The organism is Pseudomonas sivasensis (assembly GCF_052938085.1).
Genome location: NZ_CP176442.1, coordinates 500,930 through 522,443, shown reverse-complemented (window position 1 = coordinate 522,443; position 21,514 = coordinate 500,930). Strand labels below are relative to the sequence as shown.

At 53.9% G+C, this 21,514-nt stretch carries 14 protein-coding genes, 4 tRNA genes and 2 rRNA genes; all 20 read right to left on the bottom strand.

Annotated features, from left to right (window positions below; all coding sequences use genetic code 11):
* Window positions 1–15: 15 nt before the first annotated feature.
* Window positions 16–2,121 (bottom strand): elongation factor G, encoded by a 2,106-nt coding sequence (fusA, locus tag ACKZ62_RS02485; RefSeq protein WP_447096287.1) that lies wholly within the window; start codon window positions 2,119–2,121, stop codon window positions 16–18.
* Between the two features lie 30 nt (window positions 2,122–2,151).
* Entirely contained in the window at window positions 2,152–2,622 is a 471-nt protein-coding gene (rpsG, locus tag ACKZ62_RS02480) for a 30S ribosomal protein S7 (protein ID WP_002555493.1), read from the bottom strand.
* Between the two features lie 118 nt (window positions 2,623–2,740).
* Complete coding sequence (gene rpsL / locus ACKZ62_RS02475) at window positions 2,741–3,112, bottom strand: 30S ribosomal protein S12 (protein ID WP_002555494.1); 372 nt, start codon at window positions 3,110–3,112, stop codon at window positions 2,741–2,743.
* A gap of 217 nt (window positions 3,113–3,329) precedes the next feature.
* Complete coding sequence (gene rpoC, locus ACKZ62_RS02470; protein WP_032884534.1) at window positions 3,330–7,529, bottom strand: DNA-directed RNA polymerase subunit beta'; 4,200 nt, start codon at window positions 7,527–7,529, stop codon at window positions 3,330–3,332.
* A 64-nt stretch (window positions 7,530–7,593) separates the two neighbouring features.
* Window positions 7,594–11,667 (bottom strand): DNA-directed RNA polymerase subunit beta, encoded by a 4,074-nt coding sequence (gene rpoB / locus ACKZ62_RS02465; RefSeq protein WP_447096286.1) that lies wholly within the window; start codon window positions 11,665–11,667, stop codon window positions 7,594–7,596.
* 219 nt (window positions 11,668–11,886) lie between these two features.
* The gene (gene rplL / locus ACKZ62_RS02460) at window positions 11,887–12,252 is read right to left on the bottom strand and encodes a 50S ribosomal protein L7/L12 (protein ID WP_003176432.1); all 366 of its coding nucleotides are present in this window, start codon (window positions 12,250–12,252) and stop codon (window positions 11,887–11,889) included.
* Between the two features lie 78 nt (window positions 12,253–12,330).
* Window positions 12,331–12,831, bottom strand: a complete 501-nt coding sequence (gene rplJ, locus ACKZ62_RS02455) for a 50S ribosomal protein L10 (RefSeq protein ID WP_003232405.1) — start codon at window positions 12,829–12,831, stop codon at window positions 12,331–12,333.
* Window positions 12,832–13,030: 199 nt separating this feature from the next.
* Window positions 13,031–13,726, bottom strand: coding sequence for a 50S ribosomal protein L1 (gene rplA, locus ACKZ62_RS02450; protein ID WP_032884532.1), 696 nt, complete (start codon window positions 13,724–13,726; stop codon window positions 13,031–13,033).
* On the bottom strand, window positions 13,726–14,157 hold the full coding sequence (gene rplK / locus ACKZ62_RS02445) for a 50S ribosomal protein L11 (protein ID WP_003176435.1): 432 nt from the start codon (window positions 14,155–14,157) through the stop codon (window positions 13,726–13,728). The genes rplA and rplK overlap by 1 nt, the downstream gene beginning before the upstream one ends.
* Before the next feature lie 117 nt (window positions 14,158–14,274).
* A complete protein-coding gene (gene nusG, locus ACKZ62_RS02440; RefSeq protein WP_003176436.1) occupies window positions 14,275–14,808 on the bottom strand; it encodes a transcription termination/antitermination protein NusG in 534 nt (177 codons plus the stop codon).
* Window positions 14,809–14,817: 9 nt separating this feature from the next.
* Window positions 14,818–15,186 carry a preprotein translocase subunit SecE gene (gene secE, locus ACKZ62_RS02435; RefSeq protein ID WP_032884531.1) on the bottom strand — a complete coding sequence of 123 codons (369 nt, stop codon included), beginning with the start codon at window positions 15,184–15,186 and terminating at the stop codon, window positions 14,818–14,820.
* A gap of 45 nt (window positions 15,187–15,231) precedes the next feature.
* Window positions 15,232–15,307: transfer RNA gene (locus ACKZ62_RS02430), tRNA-Trp, on the bottom strand.
* Window positions 15,308–15,468: 161 nt separating this feature from the next.
* Window positions 15,469–15,544 (bottom strand) — tRNA-Thr (locus ACKZ62_RS02425).
* A gap of 25 nt (window positions 15,545–15,569) precedes the next feature.
* Window positions 15,570–15,643, bottom strand: a tRNA-Gly gene (locus ACKZ62_RS02420).
* 24 nt (window positions 15,644–15,667) lie between these two features.
* A tRNA-Tyr gene (locus ACKZ62_RS02415) sits at window positions 15,668–15,752 on the bottom strand.
* A gap of 142 nt (window positions 15,753–15,894) precedes the next feature.
* Entirely contained in the window at window positions 15,895–16,341 is a 447-nt protein-coding gene (locus ACKZ62_RS02410; RefSeq protein WP_095186174.1) for a hypothetical protein, read from the bottom strand.
* 7 nt (window positions 16,342–16,348) lie between these two features.
* On the bottom strand, window positions 16,349–17,098 hold the full coding sequence (locus tag ACKZ62_RS02405) for a pantothenate kinase (protein ID WP_122681799.1): 750 nt from the start codon (window positions 17,096–17,098) through the stop codon (window positions 16,349–16,351).
* A complete protein-coding gene (birA, locus tag ACKZ62_RS02400) occupies window positions 17,088–18,047 on the bottom strand; it encodes a bifunctional biotin--[acetyl-CoA-carboxylase] ligase/biotin operon repressor BirA (RefSeq protein WP_095186172.1) in 960 nt (319 codons plus the stop codon). Before birA ends, ACKZ62_RS02405 begins: the two co-directional genes overlap by 11 nt.
* Before the next feature lie 167 nt (window positions 18,048–18,214).
* A 5S ribosomal RNA gene (gene rrf, locus ACKZ62_RS02395) occupies window positions 18,215–18,330 on the bottom strand.
* A gap of 169 nt (window positions 18,331–18,499) precedes the next feature.
* Window positions 18,500–21,391 (bottom strand): 23S ribosomal RNA (locus ACKZ62_RS02390).
* Window positions 21,392–21,514 lie beyond the last annotated feature (123 nt).

Sequence of the window (21,514 nt, the reverse complement as noted above, 5' to 3'; positions counted from 1 at the left end):
GCCTAAAGGACTGAATCAGCCTTGTTTTTTGGATACAGTTTCAGCGATGTGCGCCGGAGCTGTGTTGTATTTTTTGAATTCCATAGAGTAGCTTGCGCGACCCTGGGACATGGAGCGAACGTCGGTCGCATAACCGAACATCTCACCCAACGGAACCTCGGCGCGAATCACTTTGCCGGAAACCGTGTCTTCCATACCCAAGATCATGCCGCGACGACGGTTAAGGTCGCCCATGACATCACCCATATAGTCTTCAGGTGTAACAACTTCTACCGCCATGATTGGCTCAAGCAACTCACCACCGCCCTTTTGGGCCAGTTGCTTGGTTGCCATGGAAGCAGCCACCTTAAACGCCATCTCGTTGGAGTCGACGTCGTGGTAAGAACCGTCAAAAACGGTTGCTTTCAGGCCGATCAGCGGATAGCCGGCAACAACACCGTTCTTCATCTGCTCTTCGATACCCTTCTGGATAGCAGGGATGTATTCCTTAGGAACAACACCACCCACTACTTCGTTCACGAATTGCAGACCTTCCTGACCTTCGTCAGCAGGAGCAAAACGGATCCAGCAGTGACCGAACTGACCACGACCGCCGGACTGACGAACGAACTTGCCTTCGATTTCACAGTTTTTCGTGATGCGCTCACGATAGGAAACCTGAGGCTTACCGATGTTGGCTTCGACGTTAAACTCACGGCGCATCCGGTCAACCAGGATGTCCAGGTGCAGCTCGCCCATGCCAGAGATGATCGTTTGACCAGTCTCTTCATCAGTCTTAACGCGGAAAGATGGATCTTCCTGAGCAAGCTTGCCCAAAGCGATACCCATTTTTTCCTGGTCATCCTTGGTCTTAGGCTCTACGGCAACCGAAATAACCGGCTCCGGGAAGTCCATGCGAACCAGGATGATTGGCTTAGCAGCGTCGCACAAAGTCTCACCAGTGGTGACATCCTTCATGCCGATCAGGGCCGCGATGTCACCAGCGCGCACTTCCTTGATCTCTTCACGGGCGTTTGCATGCATTTGCACCATACGACCCACGCGCTCTTTCTTACCTTTAACCGAGTTGATCACACCGTCGCCGGACGCCAACACGCCCGAGTAAACGCGGACGAAAGTCAAGGTACCCACGAATGGGTCGGTAGCGATCTTGAACGCCAGGGCCGAGAACGGCTCGCTGTCGTCTGCATGACGCTCCATTTCCTCTTCCTCGTTATCAGGGTTGGTGCCCTTGATAGCAGGAATGTCGGTTGGAGCAGGCAGGTAGTCGATCACAGCATCGAGAACCAGGGGAACACCCTTGTTCTTGAACGAGGAACCGCAAACAGCCAAGACGATCTCACCAGCGATAGTACGCTGACGCAGAGCGGCCTTGATTTCCACGCTGGTGAGTTCTTCACCTTCGAGGTACTTGTTCATCAGCTCTTCGCTGGCTTCGGCAGCAGCCTCAACCATGTTGTTGCGCCACTCGTCAGCCAGTTCCTGCAGTTCAGCAGGGATAGGCTTACGAACAGGAACCATACCTTTGTCGGAATCATTCCAGTAGACCGCCTCCATGTTGATCAGATCGATCTGACCCTGGAAGTTGTCCTCGGAACCGATAGCCAGTTGGATTGGCACCGGAGTGTGACCCAGACGCTGCTTGATCTGACCGATCACGCGCAGGAAGTTGGCACCAGCACGGTCCATCTTGTTTACGTAAACAAGACGTGGAACGCCGTATTTGTTGGCTTGACGCCATACGGTTTCCGACTGAGGCTCAACACCCGAAGTACCACAGAACACAACGACAGCGCCATCGAGTACGCGCAGGGAACGTTCAACTTCAATGGTAAAGTCTACGTGGCCCGGGGTATCGATTACGTTGAAGCGATGCTCGTCTTTGTACTGCTTCTCAGAACCTTTCCAGAAGGCGGTAATAGCAGCAGAAGTAATGGTAATACCACGCTCCTGCTCCTGAACCATCCAGTCTGTGGTCGCGGCGCCATCATGCACCTCGCCCATTTTGTGACTTTTGCCGGTGTAAAACAGTACGCGCTCGGTGGTGGTGGTTTTACCAGCATCCACGTGAGCAACGATACCGATGTTACGGTAGCGGCTAATCGGAGTAGTACGAGCCATAAAGCCCTCGCAAAATTAGTGAAGCTAAGATTAGAAGCGGTAGTGCGAGAAAGCTTTGTTAGCTTCAGCCATACGGTGCACGTCTTCACGCTTCTTAACAGCAGCACCTTTACCTTCAGCAGCGTCCAACAGTTCGCCAGCCAAACGCAGAGCCATAGACTTCTCGCCACGCTTACGGGCGAAGTCTACCAACCAGCGCATTGCCAAGGCGTTACGACGGGACGGACGAACTTCAACCGGAACCTGATAAGTAGCGCCGCCTACACGGCGCGACTTCACTTCGACCAGCGGAGCGATGGCGTCGAGAGCTTTCTCGAAGATTTCCAGGGGGTCGCTGTTCTTGCGTTCTTTAACCTTTTCCAGCGCGCCATAAACGATACGCTCGGCAACGGCTTTCTTGCCGCTTTCCATCACGTGGTTCATGAACTTGGCCAGAATTTGGCTTCCGTATTTTGGATCGTCAAGCACTTCGCGCTTGGCTGCTACGCGTCTTCTTGGCATGGATAAGCCCTCAAACGGTCTTCAGGTTCGCTCGGAATCAGTGCCCTTTCGGGACGCCTCCGACCTTACTCTTATCGACTCAGAAAATAAGATGGTTCAGTTTTACAAAAAGCCGCTACTACTTAGGCTTCTTGGTACCGTACTTCGAACGACCCTGGTTACGACCTTTAACGCCGGAAGTATCCAAGGAGCCGCGTACGGTGTGATAACGAACACCTGGCAAGTCTTTTACACGACCGCCACGAATCAGCACCACGCTGTGCTCTTGCAGGTTGTGGCCTTCACCGCCGATGTACGAGGAAACCTCGAAACCGTTGGTCAGACGCACACGGCACACTTTACGCAGTGCCGAGTTAGGTTTTTTCGGCGTAGTGGTATACACGCGAGTGCATACGCCACGACGTTGCGGGCAGTTCTGCAGCGCAGGCACGTCGGATTTCTCGACGATACGCTTACGCGGCTGACGTACCAGCTGGTTGATAGTTGCCATCTACTAGCTCCACTGTTGTCTTGCGACGCTATTGTCTTGCAAGAAAAGCAAAAATGGCAGGAACGAGCTCCCGCCAAATTTAGGGGTACAAGAGTCTAAAGAGGATCTTGCCCCCAGTCAAGGCAAGGCCCCGACCTCCCCTCTCGTCGAACCGGGGCAAAATTGCCTCGATCCGACGAATGGGACTGCCAGGGCCCAGACTTATTTATTGCAGAACTCAGTTACCGCTTGAGTTCAGCGCTTCGGTCAGTGCAGCTTCCACTTCACTGGCGCTTACGCGCAGCGGCTTGTCAGCATCACGGCGGCGCTTACGCTCGCTGTGGTAAGCCAAACCGGTACCAGCCGGGATCAGACGACCCACGACCACGTTTTCTTTCAGGCCGCGCAAGTAATCGCGCTTACCGGTTACCGCTGCTTCGGTCAGTACGCGAGTGGTCTCCTGGAAGGAGGCCGCCGAGATGAACGACTCAGTAGACAACGACGCCTTGGTGATACCCAGCAGAACACGAGTGAACTTGGATACGAATTTCTCGTCGCCAGCCAGACGCTCGTTCTCTACCAGTACGTGAGTCAGTTCCATCTGGTCGCCCTTGATGAAACTGGAATCGCCGGATTCAGCGATTTCAACTTTACGCAGCATCTGACGCAGGATGGTCTCAATGTGCTTATCGTTGATCTTCACGCCTTGCAGACGATAAACATCCTGGATCTCGTTAACGATGTACTTGGCCAGCGCACTCACACCCAACAGACGCAGGATGTCGTGTGGATCGCTCGGGCCGTCGGAGATAACTTCGCCGCGGTTTACCTGTTCGCCTTCGAAGACGTTCAGGTGACGCCACTTCGGAATCAGCTCTTCGTACGGATCGCTACCGTCGTTCGGGGTAATAACCAGACGGCGCTTGCCTTTAGTCTCTTTACCGAACGCGATGGTGCCGCTGACTTCAGCCAGAATCGATGCTTCTTTCGGACGACGAGCTTCGAACAAGTCGGCAACACGCGGCAGACCACCGGTGATGTCACGGGTCTTCGAAGTTTCTTGCGGGATACGAGCGATAACATCACCGATCGCAATCTTCGCACCATCCGCTACACCGACCAGGGCGTTAGCTGGCAGGAAGTACTGAGCGATTACGTCAGTGCCTGGCAGCAACAAATCCTTGCCGTTGTCATCGACCATCTTAACGGCAGGACGGATGTCTTTACCGGCAGCGGGACGATCTTTCGCGTCGAGTACTTCAATGTTGGTCATACCGGTCAATTCGTCAGTCTGACGCTTGATCGTGATGCCTTCTTCCATGCCCACGTAGGTCACGGTACCTTTCATTTCGGTAACGATTGGGTGAGTGTGCGGATCCCACTTGGCCACGATTGCGCCAGCGTCGACCTTGTCACCTTCTTTAACCGAAATCACAGCACCATACGGCAGCTTGTAACGCTCACGCTCACGACCGTAGTCGTCAGCGATTGCCAGCTCACCGGAACGGGATACCGCAACCAGACAACCATCCACTCGCTCAACGTGCTTCAGGTTGTGCAGACGGACAGTACCGCCATTCTTCACCTGAACGCTATCAGCTGCGGAGGTCCGGCTTGCCGCACCACCGATGTGGAACGTACGCATGGTCAGCTGGGTACCCGGCTCACCGATGGATTGGGCAGCGATAACGCCGACCGCTTCACCGATATTCACCTGGTGACCACGAGCCAAGTCACGGCCATAGCACTTGGCGCAAATACCGTAGCGGGTTTCGCAGCTAATCGGCGAGCGAACAATCACTTCGTCGATGCTGTTGAGTTCGATGAACTCGACCCACTTCTCATCAACCAGAGTGCCGGCAGGAACGATGATTTCCTCAGTACCTGGCTTGAACACGTCACGCGCAATAACACGACCCAATACGCGCTCACCCAGCGGCTCTACAACGTCACCGCCTTCAATGTGCGGAGTCATGAGCAGGCCGTGCTCGGTGCCGCAATCGATCTCGGTTACAACCAGATCTTGTGCAACGTCTACCAGACGACGTGTCAGGTAACCGGAGTTAGCGGTTTTCAACGCGGTATCCGCCAGACCTTTACGAGCGCCGTGAGTGGAGATGAAGTACTGAAGTACGCTCAAACCTTCACGGAAGTTCGCAGTAATCGGCGTTTCGATGATGGAACCGTCCGGCTTGGCCATCAGGCCACGCATACCGGCGAGCTGACGGATCTGCGCAGCAGAACCCCGTGCGCCCGAGTCGGCCATCATGTACATCGAGTTGAAGGACTCCTGGTCGACTTCGACGCCATGACGGTCGATGACTTTCTCTTTCGAGAGGTTGGCCATCATCGCCTTGGAAACTTCATCGTTCGCCTTGGACCAAAGGTCGATCACTTTGTTGTACTTCTCGCCCTGTGTTACCAGGCCCGAGGCGTACTGGCTTTCGATCTCTTTCACTTCGTCAGTAGCAGCACTGATGATGCGGGCTTTTTCATCCGGGATAACAAAGTCGTTAACACCGATGGAAACGCCGGAAATGGTCGAATAAGCAAAACCGGTGTACATCAACTGGTCAGCGAAGATAACAGTCTCTTTCAAACCAACCACGCGGTAGCACTGGTTGATCAACTTGGAGATCGCCTTTTTCTTCATCGGCAGGTTGACGACATCGTACGACAGACCTTTTGGCACAACTTGATACAACAGTGCACGGCCGACAGTAGTGTCGACGATACGAACGTTGCTCACGCTTCCGCCATCACGATCGTTGACGGTTTCGTGGATCCGCACCTTGACCTTGGCGTGCAATGCGGCTTCGCCGGCACGGAACACACGGTCAACTTCCTGCAAGTCCGCAAATACACGACCTTCGCCTTTGGCGTTGATCGCTTCACGCGTCATGTAGTACAGACCCAATACAACGTCCTGCGACGGAACGATGATTGGCTCACCGTTGGCTGGCGACAGAATGTTGTTGGTCGACATCATCAACGCACGCGCTTCCAGCTGGGCTTCCAGCGTCAGCGGTACGTGCACGGCCATTTGGTCGCCGTCGAAGTCGGCGTTGTACGCAGCACAGACCAGAGGGTGCAGCTGAATAGCCTTACCTTCGATCAATACCGGTTCAAACGCCTGGATACCCAGACGGTGAAGGGTCGGTGCACGGTTGAGGAGGACCGGGTGTTCGCGAATCACTTCAGCAAGAACGTCCCAAACCTCTGGCAGTTCGCGCTCGACCATTTTCTTGGCCGCTTTGATGGTGGTCGCGAGACCGCGCATTTCCAGCTTGCCGAAGATGAACGGCTTGAACAGCTCGAGAGCCATCTTCTTAGGCAGACCGCACTGATGCAGGCGCAGGGTCGGGCCTACGGTAATTACCGAACGACCGGAGTAGTCAACACGCTTACCGAGCAAGTTCTGACGGAAACGACCTTGCTTACCCTTGATCATGTCGGCCAGGGATTTCAGAGGACGCTTGTTGGAACCCGTGATAGCGCGACCACGACGACCGTTGTCGAGCAGGGCATCAACCGCTTCTTGCAACATACGCTTTTCGTTGCGCACGATGATGTCCGGAGCGGACAGATCAAGCAGGCGCTTCAAGCGGTTGTTACGGTTGATCACGCGACGGTATAGGTCGTTGAGGTCGGAGGTCGCAAAACGACCGCCGTCCAACGGTACCAGCGGACGCAGGTCTGGCGGCAGAACCGGCAGAACGGTCAGCACCATCCACTCTGGCAAGTTGCCGGAACCCTGGAAGGCTTCCATCAACTTCAGACGCTTGGACAGCTTCTTGATCTTGGTTTCGGAGTTGGTTTGCGGAATCTCTTCACGCAGACGGCCAATCTCGTGTTCCAGGTCGATAGCGTGCAACAGTTCGCGGACCGCTTCGGCACCCATACGGGCATCGAAATCGTCGCCGAACTCTTCCAGCGCTTCGAAGTACTGCTCGTCGTTCAGCAACTGACCCTTTTCAAGGGTGGTCATGCCTGGGTCGATAACGACATAGCTCTCGAAGTAGAGAACGCGCTCGATATCACGCAGGGTCATGTCCATCAGCAAACCGATACGGGACGGCAGCGATTTCAGGAACCAGATGTGAGCAACCGGCGAAGCCAGTTCGATGTGCGCCATGCGCTCACGACGAACCTTGGCCAGTGCAACTTCAACGCCACACTTCTCGCAGATCACACCACGGTGTTTCAAGCGCTTGTACTTACCGCACAGGCACTCGTAATCCTTTACCGGGCCAAAAATCTTGGCGCAGAACAGGCCGTCACGTTCAGGTTTGAACGTACGGTAGTTGATGGTTTCCGGCTTTTTAACTTCACCGAACGACCACGAACGGATCATCTCAGGCGATGCCAACCCAATACGGATGGCGTCGAACTCTTCGACTTGACCCTGGTTTTTCAGCAAATTCAGTAGGTCTTTCAAGGCCTTTCCTCCTGGCGGAGCAGAGAGCGGGCTAAACAGCCCCGCTCTCGATTCGCGTCACGTGTTATTCGGTTTCCAGATCGATATCGATGCCGAGGGAACGAATTTCTTTGATCAACACGTTGAAAGACTCGGGCATGCCCGGCTCCATACGGTGATCGCCGTCCACGATGTTTTTGTACATCTTGGTCCGACCGTTCACATCGTCCGACTTCACTGTGAGCATTTCTTGCAGAGTGTAAGCAGCACCGTATGCTTCCAGTGCCCAGACCTCCATCTCCCCGAAACGCTGACCACCGAACTGAGCCTTACCACCCAGCGGCTGCTGGGTAACCAGGCTGTACGAACCGGTAGAACGAGCGTGCATCTTATCGTCTACCAAGTGGTTCAGCTTCAGCATGTACATGTAGCCAACAGTAACCGGGCGCTCAAACTTGTTGCCGGTACGGCCGTCGAACAGCTGCATCTGGCCGCTTTCTGGCAGGTCTGCCAGTTTCAGCATGGCCTTGATTTCGCTTTCCTTGGCACCGTCGAACACCGGGGTAGCCATCGGAACGCCACCGCGCAGGTTCTTCGCCAGATCCAGGATTTCCTGGTCGGAGAAGGTGTCCAACTCTTCGTTGCGACCGCCGATCTCGTTGTAGATCTCGTGCAGGAACTTACGCAGGTCTGCGACCTTGCGCTGCTCTTCGATCATACGGTTGATCTTCTCGCCCAGACCTTTGGCCGCGAGGCCCAGGTGGGTTTCAAGGATCTGACCAACGTTCATACGCGAAGGTACGCCCAGCGGGTTGAGGACCACGTCGACCGGAGTGCCATTGGCATCGTGCGGCATGTCTTCAACGGGCATGATCACGGAGACCACACCTTTGTTACCGTGACGACCGGCCATCTTGTCGCCCGGCTGGATGCGACGACGGATTGCCAGGTAAACCTTGACGATTTTCAGCACGCCTGGAGCCAGGTCATCGCCCTGCTGCAGTTTGCGCTTCTTATCTTCGAACTTGTCGTCCAGCAGACGGCGGCGATCAACGATGTACGCCTGGGCCTTCTCGAGCTGCTCGTTCAGAGCATCTTCAGCCATGCGCAGTTTGAACCACTGGCCGCGCTCAAGACCGTCGAGGATTTCGTCGGTGATGTCCTGACCTTTCTTAAGACCTGCGCCGCCTTCAGCCTTGTGGCCTACCAAAGCGGAACGCAGACGTTCGAAGGTCGCGCCTTCAACGATACGGAACTCTTCGTTCAGGTCCTTGCGGATCTCGTCGAGCTGAGTCTTCTCGATGGACAGCGCACGAGCATCACGCTCAACGCCATCACGGGTGAAGACCTGTACGTCGATGACAGTGCCCTTGGTACCAGTAGGTACACGCAGGGAGGTGTCTTTAACGTCGCTGGCTTTTTCACCGAAGATGGCACGCAACAGCTTCTCTTCTGGAGTCAGTTGGGTCTCGCCTTTCGGAGTGACCTTACCCACCAGGATGTCGCCTGCGCCAACTTCAGCACCTACATAAACGATACCGGCTTCGTCCAGCTTGTTCAGTGCAGCTTCACCCACGTTCGGGATGTCCGCAGTGATCTCCTCCGGCCCAAGCTTGGTGTCACGTGCCACACAGGTCAGTTCCTGAATGTGGATCGTGGTGAAGCGGTCTTCTTGAACAACACGCTCGGACAGGCAGATGGAGTCTTCGAAGTTGAAGCCGTTCCACGCCATGAACGCGATGCGCATGTTCTGACCCAGTGCCAGTTCACCCATGTCGGTGGACGGGCCGTCGGCCATGATGTCGCTACGCTGGACGCGATCACCCTTGCTCACCAGCGGACGCTGATTGATGCAGGTGTTCTGGTTCGAGCGGGTGTATTTGGTCAGGTTGTAGATGTCGACACCGGCTTCGCCAGTTTCAACTTCATCATCAGCAACACGAACCACGATACGGCTGGCATCAACAGAGTCGATCACGCCGCCACGACGAGCCACGACGCAAACGCCGGAGTCACGCGCTACGTTACGCTCCATGCCGGTACCTACCAGCGGCTTGTCAGCGCGCAGGGTCGGTACAGCTTGACGCTGCATGTTGGAACCCATCAACGCACGGTTGGCGTCATCGTGCTCCAGGAACGGGATCAGCGACGCTGCAACCGAAACTACCTGCTTCGGCGAAACGTCCATCAAAGTGACGTCTTCCGGCGCCTTGACGGTGAACTCATTCAGGTGACGAACAGCTACCAGCTCGTCAATCAGGACTTTCTTGTCGTTCATCGTGGCCGAAGCCTGAGCGATCACGTGATCAGCTTCTTCGATGGCGGACAGGAACACGATCTCGTCAGTGACCAGAGCGTCTTTCACCACACGGTACGGGCTCTCGAGGAAACCGTATTGGTTAGTGCGCGCGTAGGCCGCCAAGGAGTTGATCAGACCGATGTTCGGACCTTCCGGTGTTTCGATCGGGCAAACGCGACCGTAGTGCGTCGGGTGTACGTCACGAACTTCAAAGCCAGCACGCTCACGGGTCAGACCGCCCGGGCCCAGTGCGGAAACACGGCGCTTGTGGGTGATCTCGGAGAGAGGGTTGTTCTGGTCCATGAACTGCGAGAGCTGGCTGGAACCGAAGAACTCTTTCACCGCCGCAGCCACTGGCTTGGCGTTGATCAGGTCTTGCGGCATCAGGCCTTCGCTTTCAGCCATCGACAGACGCTCTTTGACCGCACGCTCAACACGCACCAGACCAACGCGGAACTGGTTCTCGGCCATTTCGCCTACGCAGCGAACACGACGATTACCCAGGTGGTCGATGTCATCGACGATGCCTTTACCGTTACGGATGTCGACTAGAGTCTTCAGTACCGCAACGATGTCTTCTTTGCACAACACGCCCGAACCTTCGATCTCGGTACGACCGATACGACGGTTGAACTTCATCCGACCGACCGCAGACAGGTCGTAACGCTCAGGGCTGAAGAACAGGTTGTTGAACAGGGTCTCGGCAGCGTCTTTGGTTGGTGGCTCGCCAGGACGCATCATGCGATAGATCTCGACCAGCGCTTCCAGTTGGTTGCTGGTGGAGTCAATCTTCAACGTGTCAGAGACGAACGGACCGCAGTCGATATCGTTGGTGTACAGGGTCTCGATGCGAACAACCTGAGCCTTGGCGATTTTGGCCAGGATCTCAGTGTTCAGCTCGGTATTGCACTCAGCCAGGATTTCGCCTGTAGCCGGGTGAACGATGACCTTGGCGGTAGTGCGGCCCAGGACGTAGTCCAGAGGCACTTCCAGCGACTTGATACCGGCCTTTTCGATCTGGTTGATGTGGCGCGCAGTAATACGACGGCCAGCCTCAACGATTACCTTGCCATTCTCATCCTGGATATCCAGGACAGCAATTTCACCACGCAGACGCGATGCGATGAGCTCCAGGCTGAGGGTTTCATCCTTCAGGCTGAATACGTTGGTGGTGTAGAAAGCGTCCAGCACCTGCTCGGTGGTATAGCCGAGCGCGCGCAGCAGCACAGAAGCTGGCAGCTTGCGGCGACGGTCGATACGCACGAACACGCAGTCTTTAGGATCGAACTCGAAGTCCAACCACGAACCGCGGTACGGAATGATCCGCGCGGAGTACAGGAGTTTGCCGGAGCTGTGCGTCTTGCCGCGGTCGTGGTCGAAGAACACACCCGGTGAACGATGCAGCTGAGAAACGATAACACGCTCGGTACCGTTGATAACGAAGGTACCGTTTTCAGTCATCAGTGGGATTTCACCCATGTAGACTTCTTGCTCTTTGATGTCCTTGATCGCTTTATTCGACGACTCTTTGTCGAAAATGATCAGACGGACTTTTACCCGCAAAGGTACGGCGTACGTAACACCGCGCAACACGCATTCTTTGACATCAAATGCCGGTTCGCCCAGGCGATAACCGACGTACTCCAGCGCAGCATTGCCGGAGTAGCTGATGATCGGGAAAACGGATTTGAAGGCCGCATGCAGGCCCACGTCGCGGAACTGATCTTTGGTCGCTCCCGCCTGCAAGAATTCACGATACGAATCCAGCTGGATAGCCAGAAGGTACGGGACATCCATGACGTCCGGCAACTTGCTAAAGTCCTTGCGGATACGTTTTTTCTCAGTATATGAGTAAGCCATCAGCGTTCCCCAGCTTGGTCACCTGCTTGTTTGGCCCCTCCGACGGGAGCAGCCAGAAAATCTTGCAAACCCCATGGTTTGCACCACCGCTTCGGGTGGCTACAGCGCGTTAATGGCGGCGACCGAGTCGACAGCCAATAACGGAAAAAGGCCGGTGGCAAGAGCCACCAGCCATCAGCCTTCAGCTTAACGCTTGGGCTGGAGACGCAAAGTCGATGCTTACTTCAGCTCGACTTTAGCGCCTGCTTCTTCCAGAGTAGCTTTGGCTTTGTCAGCTGCGTCTTTCGACACTGCTTCCAGAACCTGGGCAGGAGCGCCGTCAACTACAGCCTTGGCTTCTTTCAGGCCCAGACCGGTCAGTTCACGTACTGCCTTGATCACGTTTACTTTCTTCTCGCCAGCTTCCAGCAGCATGACGTTGAATTCGGTTTGCTCTTCAGCAGCAACAGCAGCAACTGCTGGGCCAGCGGAAGCAGCGGCAGCGGAAACGCCGAATTTTTCTTCGAAAGCTTTGATCAGCTCAACAACCTGCAGAACCGACATTTCAGCTACGGCGTTGAGGATATCGTCTTGGGAGATAGACATTGCTGTATTTCCTGAATTGGGGGACGGCCTACGCGGCCATCGAAATAAACAAAAATACGCGAGAGAAGTCGCTCAGCCTTAGGCTGCGGCAGCTTCTTTTTGCTCGCGAACTGCAGCCAGAGTACGAGCCAGCTTGCTGGTAGCGCCTTGAATCACGCTCATCAGCTGCGAAATGGCTTCGTCGCGGGTCGGCAATGTTGCCAGTACGTCGATTTGGTTAGCTGCGAGGAACTTGCCCTCGAACGCAGCTGCCTTGATCTCGAACTTATCCTGACTCTTGGCAAATTCCTTGAACAAACGGGCAGCAGCGCCTGGATGATCTTTGGAGAACGCGATCAGAGTCGGGCCGGTGAACACGTCATTGAGAACACTGTATTCAGTGTCAGCAACAGCGCGCTTGAGCAGGGTGTTACGTACAACACGTACGTATACGCCAGCTTCACGAGCCTCTTTACGGAGTCCGGTCATAGCGCCTACTGTCACACCACGGGCATCAGCCACGACAGCGGACAGGGCAGCTTTGGCAGCCTCGTTGACTTCAGCGACGATGGCCTTCTTGTCTTCGAGATTAATTGCCACGGGTTTAACTCCTGCTTGTTACCGTTTCATCTGGCCTAGGCCGGATGTCGTTTTGGTGTCTGATTCGGTAAGGAACCGGGAGCACCATCTGCGTAGGCTTTTGGTTTAAGACTTGCGTCGCCTACGGTCTTGGATAGCCCCCGCCAGGCAGGGACCCCAATTTTTTCAATTGACGCAATCGCTTGCGTCAATCTGTGTCTTATACGTCCAGCGAGCCTTGGTCGATGACCAGACCTGGGCCCATAGTGGTGCTCAGGGTAACGCGCTTGACGTAGATACCTTTAGAAGAAGCTGGCTTGATACGCTTAAGATCAGCGATCAGGGCTTCAACGTTTTCCTTCAGCTTGACGGCGTCGAAACCGACCTTGCCAACGGAGGTGTGAATGATGCCGTTTTTGTCGGTGCGATAACGAACCTGACCAGCCTTGGCGTTTTTAACCGCGGTAGCTACGTCTGGCGTTACAGTGCCGACTTTAGGGTTAGGCATCAGGCCACGTGGACCAAGGATCTGACCCAACTGACCTACAACACGCATTGCATCCGGGGAGGCAATAACTACGTCGTAGTTCAGGTCGCCGCCTTTCATTTCGGCAGCCAGGTCGTCCATGCCAACGCGATCAGCGCCAGCGGCCAGAGCAGCTTCAGCTGCCGGGCCTTGGGTGAAGACGGCTACACGTACAGTCTTGCCAGTACCGTGTGGCAGCACAGTAGCGCTACGAACGACTTGGTCGGACTTACGCGGGTCCACACCCAGGTTTACAGCAACGTCAACGGACTCGCTGAATTTGACAGTCGACAGCTCGGTCAACAGGGCTGCAGCGTCTACAAAGCTGTAGGCCTTGCCTGCTTCGATTTTGCCGGCGATAGCCTTTTGGCGCTTGGTCAGCTTAGCCATTACACACCCTCCACGTTAAGGCCCATGCTACGAGCAGAACCGGCGATGGTACGCACGGCTGCATCCATATCAGCTGCAGTCAGATCCGCGTTTTTGGTTTTCGCGATTTCTTCCAGCTGAGCACGAGTTACAGTGCCGACTTTAACGGTGTTAGGACGAGCGGAACCGCTAGTCAGACCAGCAGCCTTCTTCAGCAGAACCGAAGCCGGGGTCGACTTAGTTTCGAAAGTGAAGCTACGGTCGCTGTATACAGTGATGATCACTGGAGTCGGCAGACCTGGTTCAAGACCCTGAGTACGGGCGTTGAAGGCCTTGCAGAATTCCATGATGTTCACGCCATGCTGACCCAGAGCTGGACCAACAGGTGGGCTTGGGTTGGCCTGAGCGGCCTTCACTTGCAGCTTGATGTAAGCGGTAATTTTCTTGGCCATGAGGCACTCCAATTACGGGTTCAAACGCCTCGAAAGGCTCCCCGGTTACTTGCGCGTTTATCCCAGTGACGACAAAACCCCACAGCCTAAGGCTGCGGGGTTGGGATGCTTAGCCAGCTAGACCTTCTCGACCTGGCTGAACTCCAACTCTACAGGAGTAGAGCGACCGAAAATGAGCACTGCCACTTGGATCCGGCTCTTCTCGTAGTTAACCTCTTCGACAGTGCCGTTAAAATCAGCAAACGGACCATCTGTAACACGAACAACCTCACCCGGCTCGAACAAAGTCTTCGGCTTAGGCTTGTCACTACCATCAGCAACGCGACGCAGAATTGCTTCTGCCTCTTTATCAGTGATCGGAGCAGGCTTATCAGCGGTACCGCCAATGAAACCCATGACACGAGGCGTATCCTTGACCAAATGCCAAGTACCTTCATTCATGTCCATCTGAACCAAAACATAGCCAGGGAAGAACTTACGCTCACTTTTACGCTTCTGACCATTCCGCATTTCAACCACTTCTTCAGTGGGAACCAGAATTTCGCCGAAGCCATCTTCCATGCCTGCCAGCTTCACGCGCTCTAGCAAAGAGCGCATAACATGCTTCTCGTAACCTGAGTAAGCATGAACAACGTACCAACGCTTAGCCACGGGACACCCTTAGCCAACAATCAAGGAAACAAGCCAACCGAGCAGGGAATCAAGCCCCCACAACAGCAACGCCATAACCAGAACAACAGCCACAACAATCAACGTGGTCTGCGTGGTTTCTTGGCGAGTCGGCCAAACGACTTTACGGATTTCGGTGCGAGCTTCCTTTACCAGTACCGCAAAAGACTTGCCTTTAGCAGTCTGCAAGCCCACAAAGGCAGCCACAGCAGCAATAACAAGCAAAGCGAGCACACGGTACAGGATCGGCGAAGCAGAATAGTACTGATTGCCAACTACGCCTACGACCACCAACGCTACAACAACTAGCCACTTGACGAGATCGAAACGAGAGCTTTGAGCTTCAGCCTTAGGAGTCATCTATGAAGATCCTGTGAAAAGAAAGCCAGACACACCACGTGAATCTGGCAGGTCAGGAGGGAATCGAACCCCCAACCTACGGTTTTGGAGACCGTCGCTCTGCCAATTGAGCTACTGACCTAAAACAAAATCAGGCCGACCATTATGCAGGCCTGAAAAAGACTTTACAACAACCAACCCCAACAGACTTGAGACAACCTGGCAAAACCACCAGATACAAAACACTCAAGCCGAGGCAGCTGTTAAAACAAAGGCAGATATTTTCATATCTGCCTTGTTATATGGAGCTCTTGAGCGGATTTGAACCGCTGACCTCACCCTTACCAAGGGTGTGCTCTACCAACTGAGCTACAAGAGCAAAACACATGCACAACCTACAAACTTGGAGCGGGTAGCGGGAATCGAACCCGCATCATCAGCTTGGAAGGCTGAGGTTCTACCACTAAACTATACCCGCGGAGCTTGCAGCTCACGCTAAAAATGGTGGAGGGGGAAGGATTCGAACCTTCGAAGTCGTAGACGTCAGATTTACAGTCTGATCCCTTTGGCCGCTCGGGAACCCCTCCTAAGCGAGCCGGCATTTTACATTACGCCGACCTTCTGTCAAGCATTTTCTCATTTAAATTATGAGGTTAGCTGCATTGACGCCGCATCTCATTAAATCCCCCTAAAGGTCTTCACTGCGAAGCGGGCGCCATTCTATGCAAACTATTCGACAGTTGCAATGCCTTCGCACAGCATTATTTTATGTTTTAACTCATTGAATTCCTTAACAAGGTTTTCAAAGGGCAGATCTTCAGCCAGGCGCCGGCTTTCCGGGGCCACCCGGAGCCAGTAACCTTGAGCATCTGGCGTACTCAGCAGTTGAACCTTGACCTTTATATCCAAGCTAGTGAGACGCTGCTCGACAGATTGCGCTTGGCGCTGGTCTGTAAATCCACCAATGTACAAACAGGTATTTTGCGAATCAGATACCTTTGCCCGCTCCCTGCGGATCACTGCATCCGAAGATTCACTCAGCAGACGAATATCCTGCTGAGCACCTCGATAGAGACTCAGAGGAGTAACGTCTTTAGCGCGCAGCGGGGCCTCTTGCTGGTGCCATATGTAGTAAAAGGCGTTGAGGATCAGTAAAAGCAAAAACAGCCAACGCATAAACACCTCAAGATAACGGGCACGCCATCGCCAGACCAACGAAAACCAAATCAGGAACGAGTCGAGCCTGCGGCACAGAGCCCAATACCAAATCAGCATCTCCGCCAGTCAGGAATATACTGAAGTCATCGCCCCAGTAGCTGCGCGCGAGCTCTACCTGGGTCAGAACAAATCCTCGAAGCATCAACGCACAGCCTCGCTCTACTGCCTCGACTGTTGTACGACCTGGTGAGAGGCACTCCAAAGCCCTTTCAGCAGCGGCATCGCCATACCTTATCTTTCGTGTATGTGTACGCAGCTGATTCCTCATGAGAGACATGCCCGGACAAATAAAGCCTCCCAGGTGCTCGCCATCCTCAGCTATAAAATCTGCAGTCGCCGCAGTGCCAAAATCGAGCACCAAGCAGGCACCCGAGGCCAATTTAAATCCACCGAGCATTGCCAACCAGCGATCCAGACCAAGGCGCTCAAAATCTTCGTAGCCGTTACGTACCCCAGCCACTTCACGAGCTGAAGCAGCACTGGTAACAGCAACACCAAATGTCTCCACAAGCGCTTCAACCAGTTTTTCCGTCTCTTCCTGCGCACGGACGCTCACCAACCTGCAACGCGTCAGCAACAACTCAGGCAGCGCCAGCAGGCTATCAATCAAGGCAGCATCCGAACCTGCAACACCTTCAGCCGAGGCGTTCACCCCGCTCGAATCAAGCACACGCCATTTGATAAAGCTATTCCCACAGTCGAGCTCAAGAATCATCACGCAACCTCAGGCTTAGCTCACCACCACTGTATATTTTCTCAACACCATCAACACTCAAACGCAAAGCACCTTGACGATCAACACCCAGCACCACTCCATCGACCTGGTTGACACCGGCTATAAGCGACACAGCCCTCCCCTGCCAAGCGTGATTTTTCTCCCACTCATTCTGAAGCTCGGCAAAACCTAGCACCCGGTGTCGACCCAAGTAGCCTTGCAACTGCAAACCCAGCCGGGCAATCAGGGCGTTTCGATCAACAGGAAAACCCGTCTCTAACTGCACTGATGTCCATTGCTGATCAACCTCGTCAGCCTTCTGCATATTGACGTTGATGCCTATTCCAAGGACAACGTGACAGATATCAGCAGGATCCCCTACGAGCTCCAGCAAAATCCCGGCAATTTTCTTTTGCCCTACGAGAACGTCGTTTGGCCATTTTAAAGTCGCAGTCTGAACTCCAGACTCACGCAGGGCTTGCATGACCGCCAATCCAACCACAAGACTTAAGCCTTCCAACTGCCGAAGACCATCCTCAATACGCAATACAAGGCTGTAATAGACATTCTGGGCAAATGGACTGACCCACTTTCGACCACGCCTGCCTCTTCCCGCCGTTTGCTGCTCCGCAAGCACCAGAAAGGGCGTCGCGCACTCAACCCCAGCAAGACGCAAAGCTTCGGCATTTGTTGAGTCAATGGAATCGTAGATATGGATAGGCCATGCTAAATCAGGCGCATGCTGCTCAATTTCCGCAGCACTCAAGAAAACCAATGGGGATGCTAATTGATACCCCTTTCCACGAACCTTATGAACAGGCAGATTCAATTCGGCCTCAAGGTGCTGGAGTTGCTTCCAGACAGCACTGCGACTGACGCCCAGGGCGGCGCCAAGTGCTTCTCCGGAATGAAATCGGCCATCTTTCAGAAGTTCTAACAACGTCAGCATGCAAGTATCGCCTCACAATGAGGAACGCATGATAGCCATGCGAAAGACCATTGCATAGAAAGGCAGGCGTTTAGCCCTGAAGGCGGCCATGAGAAAACCTGCCGGCACTTTCCGCCCGTCCAAAACAAAACCCCATCTGCTTTCGCAAATGGGGTTTCGGAATTTAATCTTGACGATGACCTACTCTCACATGGGGAAACCCCACACTACCATCGGCGATGCATCGTTTCACTACTGAGTTCGGGATGGGATCAGGTGGTTCCAATGCTCTATGGTCGTCAAGAAATTCGGGTACTGAGTCGTGACCAGCTGGCCTCGCTTCAGCAAATTGGGTATGTGATAGCTTTCGGTGCTTGCAAGAGTCGAACTTTCGGTTCATTTCGTCTTCACACACCGCAATCTGGTGCTCTTTCGCTTTTCAGCTCGAAGCAAGCAAATTGCTTGGGTGTTATATGGTCAAGCCTCACGGGCAATTAGTATTGGTTAGCTCAACGCCTCACAGCGCTTACACACCCAACCTATCAACGTCGTAGTCTTCGACGGCCCTTTAGGGAACTCAAGGTTCCAGTGAGATCTCATCTTGAGGCTAGTTTCCCGCTTAGATGCTTTCAGCGGTTATCTATTCCGAACATAGCTACCCGGCAATGCCACTGGCGTGACAACCGGAACACCAGAGGTTCGTCCACTCCGGTCCTCTCGTACTAGGAGCAGCCCCTCTCAAATCTCAAACGTCCACGGCAGATAGGGACCGAACTGTCTCACGACGTTCTAAACCCAGCTCGCGTACCACTTTAAATGGCGAACAGCCATACCCTTGGGACCGGCTTCAGCCCCAGGATGTGATGAGCCGACATCGAGGTGCCAAACACCGCCGTCGATATGAACTCTTGGGCGGTATCAGCCTGTTATCCCCGGAGTACCTTTTATCCGTTGAGCGATGGCCCTTCCATACAGAACCACCGGATCACTAAGACCTACTTTCGTACCTGCTCGACGTGTCTGTCTCGCAGTCAAGCGCGCTTTTGCCTTTATACTCTACGACCGATTTCCGACCGGTCTGAGCGCACCTTCGTACTCCTCCGTTACTCTTTAGGAGGAGACCGCCCCAGTCAAACTACCCACCATACACTGTCCTCGATCCGGATAACGGACCTGAGTTAGAACCTCAAAGTTGCCAGGGTGGTATTTCAAGGTTGGCTCCACGCAGACTGGCGTCCACGCTTCAAAGCCTCCCACCTATCCTACACAAGCAAATTCAAAGTCCAGTGCAAAGCTATAGTAAAGGTTCACGGGGTCTTTCCGTCTAGCCGCGGATACACTGCATCTTCACAGCGATTTCAATTTCACTGAGTCTCGGGTGGAGACAGCGCCGCCATCGTTACGCCATTCGTGCAGGTCGGAACTTACCCGACAAGGAATTTCGCTACCTTAGGACCGTTATAGTTACGGCCGCCGTTTACCGGGGCTTCGATCAAGAGCTTCGCGTTAGCTAACCCCATCAATTAACCTTCCGGCACCGGGCAGGCGTCACACCCTATACGTCCACTTTCGTGTTTGCAGAGTGCTGTGTTTTTAATAAACAGTCGCAGCGGCCTGGTATCTTCGACCGGCATGAGCTTACGGAGCAAGTCCTTCACCCTCACCGGCGCACCTTCTCCCGAAGTTACGGTGCCATTTTGCCTAGTTCCTTCACCCGAGTTCTCTCAAGCGCCTTGGTATTCTCTACCCAACCACCTGTGTCGGTTTGGGGTACGGTTCCTGGTTACCTGAAGCTTAGAAGCTTTTCTTGGAAGCATGGCATCAACCACTTCGTTAACTAAAAGTTAACTCGTCATCAGCTCTCGGCCTTAAGATCCCGGATTTACCTAAGATCTCAGCCTACCACCTTAAACTTGGACAACCAACGCCAAGCTGGCCTAGCCTTCTCCGTCCCTCCATCGCAATAACCAGAAGTACAGGAATATTAACCTGTTTTCCATCGACTACGCTTTTCAGCCTCGCCTTAGGGACCGACTAACCCTGCGTCGATTAACGTTGCGCAGGAAACCTTGGTCTTTCGGCGTGGGTGTTTTTCACACCCATTGTCGTTACTCATGTCAGCATTCGCACTTCTGATACCTCCAGCAAGCTTCTCAACTCACCTTCACAGGCTTACAGAACGCTCCTCTACCGCATCACTTACGTGATACCCGTAGCTTCGGTGTATGGTTTGAGCCCCGTTACATCTTCCGCGCAGGCCGACTCGACTAGTGAGCTATTACGCTTTCTTTAAAGGGTGGCTGCTTCTAAGCCAACCTCCTAGCTGTCTAAGCCTTCCCACATCGTTTCCCACTTAACCATAACTTTGGGACCTTAGCTGACGGTCTGGGTTGTTTCCCTTTTCACGACGGACGTTAGCACCCGCCGTGTGTCTCCCATGCTCGGCACTTGTAGGTATTCGGAGTTTGCATCGGTTTGGTAAGTCGGGATGACCCCCTAGCCGAAACAGTGCTCTACCCCCTACAGTGATACATGAGGCGCTACCTAAATAGCTTTCGAGGAGAACCAGCTATCTCCGAGCTTGATTAGCCTTTCACTCCGATCCACAGGTCATCCGCTAACTTTTCAACGGTAGTCGGTTCGGTCCTCCAGTTAGTGTTACCCAACCTTCAACCTGCCCATGGATAGATCGCCCGGTTTCGGGTCTATTCCCAGCGACTAGACGCCCTATTAAGACTCGCTTTCGCTACGCCTCCCCTATTCGGTTAAGCTCGCCACTGAAAATAAGTCGCTGACCCATTATACAAAAGGTACGCAGTCACCCAACAAAGTGGGCTCCCACTGCTTGTACGCATACGGTTTCAGGATCTATTTCACTCCCCTCTCCGGGGTTCTTTTCGCCTTTCCCTCACGGTACTAGTTCACTATCGGTCAGTCAGTAGTATTTAGCCTTGGAGGATGGTCCCCCCATATTCAGACAAAGTTTCTCGTGCTCCGTCCTACTCGATTTCATGACTAAGAGATTTTCGCGTACAGGGCTATCACCCACTATGGCCGCACTTTCCAGAGCGTTCCGCTAATCTCAAAGCCACTTAAGGGCTAGTCCCCGTTCGCTCGCCACTACTAAGGGAATCTCGGTTGATTTCTTTTCCTCAGGGTACTTAGATGTTTCAGTTCCCCTGGTTCGCCTCTTACGCCTATGTATTCAGCGTAAGATAACCATCTTATGATGGCTGGGTTCCCCCATTCAGACATCTCCGGATCAAAGTCTGTTTGCCGACTCCCCGAAGCTTTTCGCAGGCTACCACGTCTTTCATCGCCTCTGACTGCCAAGGCATCCACCGTATGCGCTTCTTCACTTGACCATATAACCCCAAGCAATCTGGTTATACTGTGAAGACAACATTCGCCGAAAATTCGATTTGGCTCTTTCGAGCCACTCACAAATTTTACCTTAGCCTGATCCGTTACCAGTGAAAGTAACGTTC

What these genes read in the sequence shown, in the direction of transcription:
- ACKZ62_RS02405 (WP_122681799.1), bottom strand. Translation starts at nt 17,098, where the DNA reads ATGATTCTTGAGCTCGACTGTGGGAATAGCTTTATCAAATGGCGTGTG.
- rpoB (WP_447096286.1), bottom strand. Translation starts at nt 11,667, where the DNA reads ATGGCTTACTCATATACTGAGAAAAAACGTATCCGCAAGGACTTTAGC.
- rplK (WP_003176435.1), bottom strand. Translation starts at nt 14,157, where the DNA reads ATGGCCAAGAAAATTACCGCTTACATCAAGCTGCAAGTGAAGGCCGCT.
- fusA (WP_447096287.1), bottom strand. Translation starts at nt 2,121, where the DNA reads ATGGCTCGTACTACTCCGATTAGCCGCTACCGTAACATCGGTATCGTT.
- rplA (WP_032884532.1), bottom strand. Translation starts at nt 13,726, where the DNA reads ATGGCTAAGCTGACCAAGCGCCAAAAGGCTATCGCCGGCAAAATCGAA.
- rpsL (WP_002555494.1), bottom strand. Translation starts at nt 3,112, where the DNA reads ATGGCAACTATCAACCAGCTGGTACGTCAGCCGCGTAAGCGTATCGTC.
- secE (WP_032884531.1), bottom strand. Translation starts at nt 15,186, where the DNA reads ATGACTCCTAAGGCTGAAGCTCAAAGCTCTCGTTTCGATCTCGTCAAG.
- ACKZ62_RS02410 (WP_095186174.1), bottom strand. Translation starts at nt 16,341, where the DNA reads ATGCGTTGGCTGTTTTTGCTTTTACTGATCCTCAACGCCTTTTACTAC.
- rplL (WP_003176432.1), bottom strand. Translation starts at nt 12,252, where the DNA reads ATGTCTATCTCCCAAGACGATATCCTCAACGCCGTAGCTGAAATGTCG.
- rpsG (WP_002555493.1), bottom strand. Translation starts at nt 2,622, where the DNA reads ATGCCAAGAAGACGCGTAGCAGCCAAGCGCGAAGTGCTTGACGATCCA.
- birA (WP_095186172.1), bottom strand. Translation starts at nt 18,047, where the DNA reads ATGCTGACGTTGTTAGAACTTCTGAAAGATGGCCGATTTCATTCCGGA.